The organism is Dactylosporangium sp. McL0621, assembly GCF_049995355.1.
Classification (GTDB): domain Bacteria; phylum Actinomycetota; class Actinomycetes; order Mycobacteriales; family Micromonosporaceae; genus Dactylosporangium.
The window spans coordinates 10427960-10441342 of the sequence record NZ_CP188259.1; the positions used below are offsets into that span (position 1 = coordinate 10427960).

The following is a 13383-nucleotide window of genomic DNA, read 5'->3' on the forward strand; positions in this document are numbered from 1 at the left end:
GGTGGATGGCGCCGCAGGGCCGCGACCGGAGTGCGCGACCTGGCCGGAGCGACTGCGCGCCGGCGCGGCTCGCGGCGGTGGCGGGGTGGCGACGTGGGCGAGGCCGGCTCCGCGTCGACCCGGCAACGGAGGTCGGGGCAGGGGCGTGGGACGCGGACGGCGGCGGGCGCCGGCCCACCGCGCGCCCGTCAATGCCGGCCCGCGCGCTCCCAGTCAGCCGGCGGCCGTGGGCTCCGCAGGTGAAGGTATGGGTCAGGTCTGGATCAAGGGGTGGTACTCGGCCTCCGTCAGGCCGAAGGTCCACGCCACGCCCTCGCGTGGGGTTCGGGTTGTCGGGGGGACTCGGAGCCAGTAGACGCGGCTCGTGCCGTCCGGCTCCGGGGTGCTGTTGATGACCTCGACCATGACCAGGGGCTCGTCGTCGTTGAAGTTCAGGCGCCACAGGACGCCGGCCTCGTCCTGGGCGACCCGCTGCGCGCCGGCCTCGCGGAGGTAGCGCTCGTAGCCGAAGTGTTCCAGCATCACGCGGCGGAGCTCGGCGTTGCGTTCGTCGGCGATCTGGCGGTAGGTCAGGCGGCCCAGGCGCTCGACCAGGTCCGACGGGATGGGCATGCCGCGCCAGGCGTGCAGGGCGTAGCCGTCGGTGTAGTGCAGGGCGGGGGTGTCGGCGGCGTGGAGGCGGCCGATGTTGTCGCGGTGCACGGCGTCGGGGCGGTCGGTGAGGATGGCGACGTTGGCGTAGGGCCACCACCAGCCGGCCGTGCGGGCCACCCCGGCCAGGCCGGACAGGCGCTGCACGGCGTGCAGGGCCGCCTCGCCGGGGACCGGGCCGGTCGTGGCCCATACGGCGCCGACCGGGCCGGCGCTGAAGACGGGCGCGGGGGCGGCGTCCGGAGAGGAAGGCGTCGAAGCGGCGGACCGAGTGGTGACCCAAGCGGCCGCGCCGACGGGACCCGCACTGAACTGCGGCTCCGGCGAGGCGGAAGACGAAGGCCCAGCGGAAGACGAAGGCCCAGCGGAAGACGAAGGCCCAGCGGAAGACGAAGGCCCAGCGGAAGACGAAGGCCCAGCGGAAGACGAGGGCCCACCGGACGAGACCGACCCGGCAGGAGAAGCCCAAGCCGAGGAAGAAGGCGACCCAGCAGAAGGCGACGCGACGGAAGAGCGACGCGAAGAAGAGGCCGCGGCAGTGGGAGTAGCGGGCGTGGGCGCCGGCACATACGGAGCCGCCGCCGCGTCGAACGCGGCCAGCCAGCCCGCGTCATGCTGCCCACCCACCGCGTCCAGCAGCACCGCCCGCGCGTGAACCGGCAGTTCCCCCCGCAGATGCGTGCGCAGCGGTGTAGCGAGACGGTCGTTCACCAGGCGCCACACGTCCGCCCCGCAAGCGGACCACAGGCCGGCCCACCCGTCGGGGCCCAGCAGCTCGTGCGCCTCGGCGCGGGCCGCGGCCCACGGGTTGGTGCGGACGGCGGCGCGCACCGACGGGCCCGCCGAACCGTGCACCGGCGGGCAGCCCTGGGCGCGCAGCTCGGCCTCGACGACGGCGTCGGCCGGGTCGGGGGTGGCGCCGGGCAGGCCGCGGCGGCCGGTCAGGAGGGCGGCCGCGCGGGCGCCGGCGAGGGGCGACGCGAACCAGACGATGTGGCGGGGCTCCGGGAGGCCGGCCGAGCGGTAGGCGAGGCGGACCGCTTCGGCGGCGGCCTGGCGGTCGGCGGGGGCCGTGGACAGGCCCGCGGCCAGCCACTTGGCCGAGACCGCGCCCAGGGCGGCGGCCCGGGACTCGGGGGTGGCGAGGGTCGAGGTCATTGGGCGGCCATCCAGCTGGGAAGGGGCGGGAGCATCAGTCGGCCACGTAGCGGAAGGCGCCGGGGACGTACTCGCGCTGGCGGACGATGCGGTAGGAGCCGGCCGGGATCGTGATCGTGCCGTGCTCCTCGTGGACGACCCGCGCCTTGGTGATGATCCTCACGAAGAGGCGGTCGATGTCGTCGCGGTCGGCCAGGAGGAGGGTGTCGGGGCCGACGATCACGTGGGCGTGGCCGGTCGCCTCGCCGCGGGCCAGGACCATGCGGCCCGCGCGGTCGCGAGGTGCGGGAACGGCGGTCGCGGGCACCTCCGCGGCCGGGACGGGCACCAGCAGGACGTCACCTTGTCGATACACGATCGCACTCCTCTCGACGGCGCGGACGTGAGTGAGCGTTGGAAAAACTCCCACCTGCCCGCACGATAGACGTGGGGTACGACATTTTTTTCGGCCCCGCGCGTCGGGACGTGGCGGCCGGGTGGACAATGGTTGACGAGCAACAGGAGGGGAGTATTCCCCAGCGGCGGTCGTCGTCAGCACGGTGCCCACGGTGACGTGGGGCTCACACCCGGCGCCGTCGGTCATCCCGGCTATCGCGGATGGCGGAAGAGACCTCCGGTGTCAACTACACAGCCCACGCGGCCCTCCGGGTCGGCGTGGCCTGTGGTGTGTCTACCGGAGGAATAACACGTGGACGTTGCCGGATGGATCTGGACAGCGACTCTCGTCGGGCTCGGCGCGATACTGCTCTTCGATCTCGCGATCGTGGCGCGCCGCCCCCATGAACCCTCGATCAAAGAGTCGACGATCTGGGTCACGGTGTACGTCGGGCTCGCCCTGCTCTTCGGGCTGTTCGTGCTGGCCCAGTGGGGCGGCAACTACGCCGGGGAGTTCTACGCGGGCTGGCTGACGGAGTACAGCCTCTCCGTCGACAACCTGTTCGTCTTCGTGATCATCCTGTCGCGGTTCAAGGTGCCGCGGCAGTACCAGCAGAAGATCCTGCTCATCGGGATCGTGCTCGCCCTGGTCATGCGCGGCGGGTTCATCGCGATCGGGTCGGCGGCGATCGCCCGGTTCTCGTGGGTGTTCTACATCTTCGCCGCGTTCCTCGTCTACACCGCGGTCAAGCTCGCCATGCAGGGCGAGACCGAGGAGGAGGACTTCAAGGAGAACGCGCTGATCCGCTGGTCGCGGCGGGTGCTGCCGATGACCCCGAAGTACGAGGAGTCGCGGCTCACGGCGCGTGACGAGCGCGGCCGCCTGCACATGACGCCGATGATCGTGGTGCTCATCGCCATCGGGACCACGGACCTGATCTTCGCCCTCGACTCCATTCCGGCGATCTTCGGCCTGACCGCCGAGCCCTACCTGGTCTTCACCGCCAACGTCTTCGCGCTGATGGGACTGCGGCAGTTGTACTTCCTGATCGGCGGCCTGCTCGACCGGTTGGTGTACCTCTCCGTCGGCCTCGCCGTCGTGCTCGGCTTCATCGGCGTGAAGCTGTTCCTGGAGGCCCTCGCCGACAACAACCTGCCCTTCATCAACGGCGGCAAGCACGTCGGGTGGGCCCCGCACATCGGCATCCAGGCGTCACTCGCGGTCATCATCGGCACCCTCGCCATCACGACCGTCGCCTCCCTGGTCAAGTCGAGGCGCGACGCGCGTGCAGAACATGCACAGGCGGACAAAGCTCACAAAATCCGATAAACGCCCACCGGGGGGTCGCGCTGCGCGTGTTTCGGCGCGACGATGAGGTACCACGGCGGGCGGGTGATGCATCTTGCACGAAATGACATACCGGGGCCAACTAGCGTCCCCTTCGGTGCTGTGCCCGTTCACGCCCGCGATCTCTCCGCACGCCGACGCCGTGCAGCGCTGGTCGCTGCACTGGGCGACCCGGCACGGACTGCTCGAGCGGCCCGGCGCCCGCGCGGCCTTCGCGCGGGCCAAGTTCGCCAACCTCATGTGCCGCGCCCACCCCGGGGCCGACGAGCCGGAGCTGCGGCTGGCCACGGCCTGGCTGATCAGCATCTTCGTCCTCGACGACCTGCTGGAGCGGGCGCTCGTGCGCGATCCGGAGCCGGCCCGGGCGGCCGTCGCCGAGGTCGTGCGGCTGCTGCGCGACCAGCGCCCGGCCCCGATCCTCGGCGCGGCGCTGGGCCGGCCGCTGGCCGCGGCGCTGGGCGAGGTGTGGCGGCGCACCGAACCGCGGGTCAGCGCGGCCTGGCGGGAGCGGTTCGTCGGGCACGTCGCGGACTACCTGGCCGGCACGCTGTGGGAGGCCGGCAACCGGACCGCGGACCGGCCGCCGCGGCTGGACGAGTACCGCAAGATGCGCCACCACAGCGCGGCCACCGACATGTTCTTCGACCTCATCGAGCCCATGCACGGCATCGAGCTGCCCGCCGGGCTGCTCGAGGACCCCGACTTCGCCACCGCGCGGCGCGCCGCCGGCACGGTGATCGGGATCTTCAATGACCTGATCTCGTGGCCGAAGGAGGCCGCGGTCGGCGACCACCACAACATCGTCTTCTCGTTCCAGCGCGAGCACCGGCTGTCGCTGGACGAGGCGGTACTCGCCGCCGTGGCCGAGCACGACGAGCGGGTGCTCGAGTTCCAGGTCGCCCGCGACCGGCTCGAGGCGCGCTGGTGGGACGACCCGACGTGCGTCGTCGGCATCGGCGACCTGGTCCACTGGATCCGCGGCAACGTGGACTGGTCGCTCGAGTCGGGCCGCTACACCCCCGCGGAGATTCCCGCTCAGCGGCGCCCTGTCAACTAGAGCGCCGCCGTTCTTGCCACCCCGGACGCCGGGATTTCTGGCGGGAGCAACGGCCCGCAGGTGACGCGGGCCCGAGTCATGGAATTTCGCCCTTCGGGCGTCCTTCCTTACGCGTGGGCCCGCTTGCGGGCCGACCGCTCGCGGTCCTTCTGGTCGAGCATGACCTTGCGGATACGGATCGCCGACGGCGTGATCTCCACGCACTCGTCCTCGCGGCAGAACTCCAGCGCCTGCTCCAGCGAGAGCTTGCGCGGCGGGATCAGCTTCTCCGTCTCGTCGGCGGCCGACGAGCGCATGTTCGTGAGCTTCTTCTCCTTGGTGATGTTGACGTCCATGTCGTCGGCGCGGGAGTTCTCGCCGACGATCATGCCCTCGTACACCTCGGTGGTCGGCTCGACGAACATCGAGCCGCGCTCCTGCAGGTTCATCATCGCGAACGGCGTCGCCACGCCCGCGCGGTCGGCGACCAGCGAGCCGGTGGCGCGGGTGCGCAGCTCGCCGTACCACGGCTCGTAGGACTCGAAGACGTGGTGCAGGATGCCGGTGCCGCGGGTGTCGGTGAGGAACTCGGTCCGGAAGCCGATCAGGCCGCGGGCCGGGACCAGCCACTCCATGCGGATCCAGCCGGTGCCGTGGTTGACCATCTGCTCCATGCGGCCCTTGCGCGTCGCCAGCAGCTGGGTGATCGCGCCGAGGTACTCCTCCGGCGCGTCGATCGTGAGCCGCTCGGTCGGCTCGTGGATCTTGCCGTTGATCTCCCGCGTCACCACCTGCGGCTTGCCCACGGTGAGCTCGTAGCCCTCGCGCCGCATCTGCTCCACCAGGATCGCCAGCGCCAGCTCGCCGCGGCCCTGGACCTCCCACGCGTCCGGGCGCTCGGTCGGCAGGATGCGCAGCGACACGTTGCCGACCATCTCGCGCTCGAGGCGGTCCTTGACCAGGCGGGCGGTGACCTTGGTGCCCTTGACCTTGCCGGCCAGCGGCGACTGGTTGGTGCCGATGGTCATCGAGATCGCCGGCTCGTCCACGGTGATGCGCGGCAGCGCGATCGGGTTCTCCGCGTCGGCGAGCGTGTCGCCGATCATGATCTCGGCGATGCCGGCGACGGCGATGATGTCGCCCGGGCCGGCCTCCTCGGCGGGCTTGCGCTCCAGGCCGTCGGTCATCAGCAGCTCGGAGATGCGCACGTTCTGCTGGGCCCCGCCGTCGCGGCACCAGGTGACCGTCTGGCCCTTGCGGATCGTGCCCTCGTGCACGCGGCACAGCGCGAGCCGGCCCAGGAACGGCGAGGCGTCGAGGTTCGTCACGTGCGCCTGCAGCGGGGCGCCCTCGTGGTAGGAGGGCGCCGGGATGGTGCCGAGCAGCGTGGCGAACAGCGGCTGGAGGTTGTCGCTGTCCTCGGGGACCGTGCCGTCCTTGGGCTGGGTCAGCGAGGCGATGCCGTCGCGGGCGCAGGCGTAGACGATCGGGAAGTCGATCTGCTCCTCGTCGGCGTCGAGGTCGAGGAAGAGCTCGTAGGTCTCGTCGACGACCTCCTTGATCCGCGCGTCGGGGCGGTCGACCTTGTTGATCACCAGGATGATCGGCAGGCGGGCCTTGAGGGCCTTGCGCAGCACGAACCGGGTCTGCGGCAGCGGGCCCTCGCTCGCGTCGACCAGCAGCACCACGCCGTCGACCATGGTCAGGCCGCGCTCGACCTCGCCGCCGAAGTCGGCGTGGCCCGGCGTGTCGATGATGTTGATCGTGACGGGGCCGCCGCCGTCCTGGGGGACATAGCGCACCGCGGTGTTCTTGGCGAGAATGGTGATGCCCTTCTCGCGCTCGAGGTCCATCGAGTCCATGACCCGGTCGGTGAGCTCGGCGCGGGCGTGGAACGCGCCGGACTGCCGCAACATCGCGTCGACGAGTGTGGTCTTGCCGTGGTCGACATGGGCGACGATGGCCACGTTGCGGAGGTCTGAACGGGTCTGCATGCCCTCCATTGTTCCAGGCGCCCTGTCATGGAAACCGGGGGTCCCGCGCGTCTATTAGTTGCGGCTAATCTGACGGGCACGGGGGAGGAGAACAGCTGTCAATGGATGATGACACTGCGGAGTTTGAGGCTTACGAAGAGCCACGGAAGCGGAACCGGAATCTCGGGGCGATCCTGCTCTCGGTCGCGGTGGCCGTGGTGCTGATCGGCTGCGGGGTGATCGGAGCGACCCTGGTCAAGGGCGTGGGCGGGGCCAAGCCGGCCGCGCAGGAGCGCCAGCACGACGGGTCCGTGCCGATCGCGCCGGCCTCGGTGCCGCCGCCGACCAGCGAGGTGCCCGTCGCCGTCGTCGAGACGACCACGGCCCCGCCGACGTCGAAGGCCGCGACGCCGACCAAGAAGCCGACCAGGAAGCCGTCGCCGAAGGTCACCGAGACGGCCACGCCGCCGGCCCCGCCGCACAACACGTGCGCGCCGGTGCGCGGGACCAACCAACTGCCGAAAGCCCAGGTCAAGGGGTACCTCGACACGGCTTCGACAAAGCATTTCTGGGGCACCGCGACGGACCCGGACTACGAGCCGATCCTGGTGCCGCTGCGGTTGCTGTACGCCGTGGCCGAACAGGAGAGCGGCTGGCAGACCGACATCACGGCCTGTGACGGGGGCCTCGGAGTGATGCAGGTCATGCCAGGCACGCAGACGTTCGTCAACACGCGGTTCGGCACGAGCTGGGATCGCACCAAACCCGACCAGAACGTGATGCTCGGGGCGAACTACCTCGCCTGGCTCATCGCGTACTACGGGCCCAAGCTCGGCACGTACGACATGACCGACACCAAGCTGCTCAACGCGGTCATCTCCGCCTACAACTGGGGCACCGGCGGCGTCGACTACGCGGGCGGGGTCTACCCCAACCCGCAGTACGTGCAGAACGTCCGCGCCCTGATGGTGGCCAGCCGCGCCGGGAACTACTGAGGGGTCAGTCCTCGGGGATCGAGGGGCCGACGTCGGTGTACTGGCCGGCGTCGGCGTCCCACTCGAACTGGCGGCCCTCCGAGCCCTCGGCGACGATCTTGCCGAACGCCGGGTAGCGCTCCAGCAGCCAGTCCAGCTCGGGCATGAGGAGTTCACCCGCGTCGGCCAGTTGCTCGTCGGTCTCGTCGCCGACGAGGAGGTTCCAGCCGCTGGCCCGGCGTCCTTCGGGGCCGGGTGGCAGCGTGGCGTCCTCCGGATCGTGGTACACGTATCCGGGGGTCAGCGACGCGTCCTCCACCAGCCGCCGCGACGCGAACGCGATCAAGTTACCCATGCCGACCAGTATGGCGGCTGCTCTCCAGGAGGCCTCGATGACCACCGCCGCGCAGGACCACCGCGAGACCGCCGCCCACTTCACCGCGCTCGTGCAGGGCACCACCGACTGGTCCGCGCCCGCGCCGGTCGACGGATGGACGGCCCGGGATGTCGTACGGCACCTGGTCGAGTGGCTCCCCTCGTTCCTCGAGTCCGGGGCCGGGGTGACGCTGCCCGCCGGCCCGTCCGTCGACGACGACCCCGCCGGCGCGTGGCGGGCGCACGCGGCCGGGGTGCAGGCGCTGCTCGACGATCCCGCCTCGGCGGACGTGCCGTTCACCAACCGGCACACCGGCCAGATGCCGGTGCCGGACGCCATCGCGACCTTCTACACCTCCGACGTGTTCCTGCACAGCTGGGACCTGGCCCGCGCGACCGGGCAGGACGAGCGCCTCGACCCGGACCGGTGCGCGGCGATGCTCGAGGGGATGCTGCCGCTGGACGAGCTGCTGCGCTCCAGCGGCCAGTACGGCCCGAAGGTCGAGGTGCCCGCGGACGCCGACCCGCAGACGAAGCTGCTCGCGTTCATCGGCCGCAACCCGCGCTAGGGATGCGCTCGAGTACGCCGCCCGCGAAGACGTCGTACAGCGGGAGCGTCCGCAGGTGCACGTACCCGATGTGGCAGTCGCACGTCGCGTTGGGGCAGGGCCGCTCGCCGCGCCGGGCCGTCCACGAGCCGTCGTAGAGGTTGCCCAGCGTCTCGGGCACGAAGTGGCAGCGGCGCACGGTGCCGTCGCCGAGCACCGAGACGACCTCGTCGCCGGTGCGGCACGACCGGCCGAGCGACAGGTGCGGCCGGACGCTGTAGCCGAACAGCGGGTCGATCGCCGTCCACGCCGCCTCCTCCTCCGGGCCGTAGCGGTGGCCGTCGGCGGCGTTCACCCACAGGTACACCTCCGGGTCGAGCCTTCGCCGCAGCTCGACGGCGGGCTCGAGGTGCTCGGGCAGGCCGACAATGCCGACGGAGTGCCGGATGCCGTGGCGCCCGAGGGTGGCGCTCGCGGCCAGGAACCGCTCCTGGGTCGTCTGGCCCGGATGGTACGTGCACCACAGCGCCAGCTTCGCGGGGTCCGCGTCCTGCACCCAGCCGAGCCGGCCGGACAGGTTCGTCTGGATCGCGGCGCGCCCGACGTGCGGCAGGTGGGACAGCTCGATCAGGGCGTGGCGGTACCAGCTGCGGGTCAGCCCTTCGCCCCAGGGCGTGAACAGCACCTCCACCGGCTCGTCGGCGCCGCGGACCCAGGCGGCGAACCGCTCCAGCGCGGCCCGGTCCTCGCGCAGCAGCTCGGGCGGGTCGTGGCGCTTCGCGAACGGGCAGTACGGGCAGTCGTAGTTGCAGCTGGCGAGCGGGCCGCGGTAGAGGATCTTCATCGCGTCACGTGCCCGGCCATGGCTTTTCGGACGCCTTCCGAGACCAGCCACGGCCCGATGGCGTCGGAGTGCGCCAAGCCGTCGGCGGTGAGGCGGTGGCCCTCGGCGTAGCCGGCGTCCCGGAGCCGGGCCAGGGCCGGGAAGTCCTCGTCGAGCCCGGTGCCGAACCGCGCCGCGTATGCCGCCGGGTCCGCGCCCTCGGCCCGCAGCAGCGACTTGAGCAGCCAGCGGCGCCGCTGCTCGGCCGCGTCGAGGGCGAAGCCGACCTCGGCGACGTCGAAGTCCGCCGCGGGGCGGGCGAGGTAGTCGGCGAGGATGCCGCGCACGTGCCGGACGCCGACCGCGTAGTCGAACGAGTAGTGCAGGTCGGTGGTGTACGAGCGGGCGCCGCAGCCGAGGCCGACCATGCCGTCGTCCTGGCAGGAGTACTCGTCCACGGCCTCGTGGTCGCCGGGCCGGCGGAACTGGCGCATCGAGAGCTGCTCGTAGCCCTCGGTGCGCAACCGCTCGGCGGCGTGGCGGTAGAGCTCCAGGCGCTGGGCGTCCCAGTCCGGGTCTGCGGGCGTGGCCCGGCGGCCGAGTCCGGTCATCGGGCGGACGTAGAGCGGGTACAGGTACAACTCCTCGGGTCTCCACCGCAGCGCCGCGCTCAGGGACTCGTCCCAGGTGGCCCGGGTCTGCCCCGGGATGCCGTAGATCAGGTCGATGTTGAGCGCGGCCGGGCCCGCCGCCCGGATCGCGTCCAGGGCGCGGTCGACCTCGGCCCGGTGCTGCGGCCGGCCGGCGGCGTGGGCCTCGGCGTCGAGGAAGCTCTGCACGCCGATGCTGATCCGGCTCGCGCCGCGCTCGTTGAGCACCGCGAGCCGGTCGGGGGTGGCGGTGGCCGGGGACGTCTCGACCGACAGCGGCCCGCGTTCGAGCCCGGTGGTCCGCTGGAGCAGGTCGAACAGCTCGGTGAGCTCGGGCGCGGTGAGGTAGGTCGGGGTGCCGCCGCCGATCGCCGCCCGCGCGAACCGGGCGCCGGGCATCGCCGCCGCGACCCTGGCCGCCTGCCTCCCGAGCTGGGCGAGGTAGGCGGTGACCTGCTCGTGCGGCGGGTTGGCGCGGGTGAAGAGGTTGCAGAAGCCGCAGCGCATCTCGCAGTAGGGCACGTGCACGTAGAGGAACAGCTTCGCCGTGTCCTCGCCGGCCCACACGTCGGCCAGGCGGGGCCGCGGGTCGAGCGGGCGGTAGGCGGTCTTGTGCGGGTACGCGTACAGGTAGCCCTGGTACGGCGAGCCGAGGTTCACCATGCGCCCGCCTCCAGCGTGAACTGCGCGTAGGGCACGGTCCAGACGACCTCGTGCGCGACGCGGTGCCCGGTGTGCCCGTCCTCGCCGTAGGCGGTGCCGTGGTCGCTGCACATGATCACGTGGCACGGGCGGCCCCGCGATGTGACCAGGCGCAGCAGCTCGGGCAGGTGCCGGTCGACGTACTCCAGCGCCGCCCCGTGCGAGGCGAGCGAGTCCTCCGCGGCGCCGGGCAGGTAGTGCCGGTTGGGCTGGTGCAGCGCGGCGACGTTGACGAAGGTGAACAACGGCCGCTCCGGCGGCAGTACCGTGGCCAGGGTCTCGAGCTGGGCCTCGAAGCAGGCCGGGTTGGTGACGCCGAACTCGCGCGTCCAGTGCGCCTCGTCGAACAGGCCCGGAAGGACGCTGCCCTGCGGCGAGGTCATCGCGAAGAACCCGACGCCGCCGAGGCAGACGGTGCGGTACCCCTCGGCGCGCAGCCCCGTGACGACGTCCGGCGCGTCGAACTCCCAGGTGTCGGCGCCGACGGTGGTGCTGCCGGGGAACCGGGCCGCGAACGGGCGCTCGTGCGGGCCGGGCGTCACCGGCGTGGGCAGGAAGCCGCCGAAGAACGCGTGGTGGGCCGCGTAGGTGAACGAGGCCGGGGTGTGCCGCCGCTCCCACGCCCCGCCCGGCAGGACCTTGGCCAGGTTGGGGGTGCGCCCCGCGGCGAGCAGGTCGGCGGCGACGTCGTGGCGCAGCGTGTCGAGCGTGACGAGGAGCAGGTCGTGGGTGCCCAGCAGCGATCTCATGCCGGCACCGCGTGTCTCGGGAGGGCCGCGACCTCGGCGGCTATCGGGATGGCCGCGACCTCGGCGGCTCTCGGTAGGGCCGCGACCTCGGCGGCGTACGTGTCGCGGCCGTCGACGAGCAGGCCGGGCAGCAGGTCGCCGAAGGCGTTGACCTCCGCCACCGCGTGCTCGGCGAACCCGGGCGCGAACATGAGGTCGACGCCGGCGTGCAGGCTGCCGGGGAAACAGGCGGCGGCCCGCTCGCAGGCGTCCATCGCGGCCGCCCAGCGCTCCTCCCCCGCCGTGGCCCGGATCGCGGCCAGGTCGCCGCGGGCGTTGCCCAGGTGCAGGTTGGTGAGCGGGGTCGCGCTGGTGCGGGCGACGACGTGGCTCGCCCGCCCGGCGATGACCACCACCCGCAGGTCGAACACCTTGCCGCCGTGGGCCGCCTTCGGGAACCAGCGCTCGACGTGCAGGCCGTCGGCGCCGAGCCGGTCGACGATCGCGGCGACCGTGCGCTCGTCGGTGTAGTGGTGCACGCGCAGCTCGTTGTAGAGCTTGTCGCCGTCGAGGGCGGCGGAGGTGTGCGCGCTGACCCGGTCGCCGTTGAAGGCCAGCGCGACGACGCCCGACGCGGAGCTGCCGTGGGCCGGCTTCACGAAGACCCGCGGCCAGCCGGCCGCGCGGACCTCCTCGTAACCGCGGGCCGCGAACCCCGGCGGGACGGGCACGCCGCGCTCGCGGAGCAGGGCGTGGCAGCGGCGCTTGTCGAACATGACGGCGAGCTCGTCGACGGGCGTGGTGAGCGGGCCGGTGGCGGCGCGCTCGACCTTGCGGGCGGCGGCCAGGAACCCCGCGTACCAGGCGGCGAGGCCGACGATCTCGCCGTGCTCGGCGGGCCGGTCGGCGCCGCGCAGCAGCCGGTCGACCTCGGCGTCCTCCCCCGGCGACTCCAGCCGCACCAGCGAGCCGGGCGCCAGGGCGAAGTCGCCGGCGCACACGTCGCGCCAGCCGACGACCGCGGGCTCCGGGTGCCCGGCGGCGACGGCGGCGGCGCGGAACAGCTCCACCCGCCGGTGCCCCGGAATGCCGACGACGGTGATCATTCCGCGACCGAGACGTATCGAAAGCCGCCCTCGTCGATGTCCTGCTCGTCGGAGACGTCGACGCGGACCCCGGGCAGCTCCTCGGCGAAGCGGGCGGCCAGCTCCGGCGACATGAAGTGGTGCGACAGGTCGAGCGAGCGCAGGTGGGTCAGCGGCTGGCCGAGCAGCAGCGCCTCGGCCCCGGCGTCGGACAGCGCGCCCATCGACAGGTCGAGGCTCTCCAGGCGGGCCACCACGGGCGCGGCGGCCAGGGCGGTCGCGACGTCGTCGGCGATCTCCGCGTTGCGCAGGGCCAGCCGCTTCAGCGCCGGCAGCTCGGTGCCGGTCATGATCGGCGCGAGGTCGTCGACGACCGCGTCGCCGCCGTATTCCCGGGTGCCCAGCCACAGCTCCAGGTCGGCGAGCGCCGGGAACGAGGAGTCGGTGAAGCCGCGGATGAACGAGGCCGGCAGCCCGCCGCTCTCCACGCACAGCTCCCGCAGCCGGCGGTGGCGCACCGGGGCGAGCCCCAGCCCGTCGGCGCCGCGGATGTGCAGCACCTCCAGGGCCGGGAAGGCGCCCAGCAGCGGCGCGTACTGGCCCTGGTTGATCCAGGAGATCTCGCACTCCTCGTAGGTCATCTCGCCGACGAAGAGGGCGCGCAGCTCGGTCAGCCGGTCGCGGGCCGCGGTCAGCAGGTTCAGCGGCGGGCCGGAGTCGTGCGGCTCGCCCCACGCCCCGATCACCAGCGCGGTGATGTTGTGCGCGCCGACGCTGTCCAGCAGCGCGTCGAGCGTGTCGGCGAAATCCTGCGGACCGTCGTCGTAGCCGACGCCGATGCGCCATGCGGCCTTCTCGCCGCGACGGGGACTGTCCCGCCGGCCTCGCGGCCCGACCTCGAACCGCCGGACCGGGAGGCCCGCGAAGGTGGTGACGTTGCTGCCGATCGTCATGGCC

Annotated in this window: 13 protein-coding genes; 4 read left to right on the forward strand and 9 right to left on the reverse strand. The window is 72.5% G+C overall.

All coding sequences use genetic code 11. The annotated features are described in order from the left end of the window. Positions 1–252: 252 nt before the first annotated feature. On the reverse strand, positions 253–1809 hold the full coding sequence (locus tag ACPPVO_RS49320) for a DUF6745 domain-containing protein (RefSeq protein ID WP_426506002.1): 1557 nt from the start codon (positions 1807–1809) through the stop codon (positions 253–255). Positions 1810–1843: 34 nt separating this feature from the next. Beyond that, positions 1844–2164, reverse strand: a complete 321-nt coding sequence (locus tag ACPPVO_RS49325; protein WP_426506004.1) for a hypothetical protein — start codon at positions 2162–2164, stop codon at positions 1844–1846. A gap of 333 nt (positions 2165–2497) precedes the next feature. Between ACPPVO_RS49325 and ACPPVO_RS49330 the strand changes: the two genes are divergently transcribed. Together ACPPVO_RS49330 and ACPPVO_RS49335 are read left to right on the forward strand one after the other, a co-directional pair. Next, entirely contained in the window at positions 2498–3514 is a 1017-nt protein-coding gene (locus ACPPVO_RS49330) for a TerC family protein (RefSeq protein ID WP_426506005.1), read from the forward strand. Between the two features lie 115 nt (positions 3515–3629). Continuing rightward, entirely contained in the window at positions 3630–4589 is a 960-nt protein-coding gene (locus tag ACPPVO_RS49335; protein ID WP_426506007.1) for a terpene synthase family protein, read from the forward strand. A 107-nt stretch (positions 4590–4696) separates the two neighbouring features. Here the strand turns inward: ACPPVO_RS49335 and typA are convergent, their stop codons facing one another. Next, positions 4697–6562, reverse strand: a complete 1866-nt coding sequence (typA, locus tag ACPPVO_RS49340; protein WP_426506008.1) for a translational GTPase TypA — start codon at positions 6560–6562, stop codon at positions 4697–4699. Positions 6563–6663: 101 nt separating this feature from the next. Between typA and ACPPVO_RS49345 the strand changes: the two genes are divergently transcribed. Further along, the gene (locus ACPPVO_RS49345) at positions 6664–7536 is read left to right on the forward strand and encodes a transglycosylase SLT domain-containing protein (protein ID WP_426506009.1); all 873 of its coding nucleotides are present in this window, start codon (positions 6664–6666) and stop codon (positions 7534–7536) included. A 4-nt stretch (positions 7537–7540) separates the two neighbouring features. Here ACPPVO_RS49345 and ACPPVO_RS49350 read toward each other — a convergent pair whose 3' ends face one another. Continuing rightward, positions 7541–7870: a hypothetical protein gene (locus ACPPVO_RS49350; protein WP_360375796.1), complete on the reverse strand. Its 330-nt coding sequence runs from the start codon at positions 7868–7870 to the stop codon at positions 7541–7543. 37 nt (positions 7871–7907) lie between these two features. Between ACPPVO_RS49350 and ACPPVO_RS49355 the strand changes: the two genes are divergently transcribed. Beyond that, positions 7908–8459, forward strand: coding sequence for a TIGR03086 family metal-binding protein (locus tag ACPPVO_RS49355; RefSeq protein WP_426506012.1), 552 nt, complete (start codon positions 7908–7910; stop codon positions 8457–8459). On the opposite strand, the gene ACPPVO_RS49360 is transcribed toward ACPPVO_RS49355, so the two are convergent. From ACPPVO_RS49360 to ACPPVO_RS49380, 5 genes are read right to left on the reverse strand one after another with little or no spacing between them, the layout of a single operon-like run. After that, positions 8437–9282 carry an STM4011 family radical SAM protein gene (locus ACPPVO_RS49360; protein WP_426506013.1) on the reverse strand — a complete coding sequence of 282 codons (846 nt, stop codon included), beginning with the start codon at positions 9280–9282 and terminating at the stop codon, positions 8437–8439. The genes ACPPVO_RS49355 and ACPPVO_RS49360 overlap by 23 nt on opposite strands. Then, a complete protein-coding gene (locus tag ACPPVO_RS49365) occupies positions 9279–10574 on the reverse strand; it encodes an STM4012 family radical SAM protein (RefSeq protein WP_426506015.1) in 1296 nt (431 codons plus the stop codon). The genes ACPPVO_RS49360 and ACPPVO_RS49365 overlap by 4 nt, the downstream gene beginning before the upstream one ends. Further along, the gene (locus tag ACPPVO_RS49370) at positions 10568–11362 is read right to left on the reverse strand and encodes an STM4013/SEN3800 family hydrolase (RefSeq protein WP_426506017.1); all 795 of its coding nucleotides are present in this window, start codon (positions 11360–11362) and stop codon (positions 10568–10570) included. Before ACPPVO_RS49370 ends, ACPPVO_RS49365 begins: the two co-directional genes overlap by 7 nt. Next, on the reverse strand, positions 11359–12447 hold the full coding sequence (locus ACPPVO_RS49375) for an STM4014 family protein (protein WP_426506019.1): 1089 nt from the start codon (positions 12445–12447) through the stop codon (positions 11359–11361). Before ACPPVO_RS49375 ends, ACPPVO_RS49370 begins: the two co-directional genes overlap by 4 nt. After that, positions 12444–13379 carry an STM4015 family protein gene (locus tag ACPPVO_RS49380; RefSeq protein WP_426506020.1) on the reverse strand — a complete coding sequence of 312 codons (936 nt, stop codon included), beginning with the start codon at positions 13377–13379 and terminating at the stop codon, positions 12444–12446. Before ACPPVO_RS49380 ends, ACPPVO_RS49375 begins: the two co-directional genes overlap by 4 nt. Positions 13380–13383: the final 4 nt, after the last annotated feature.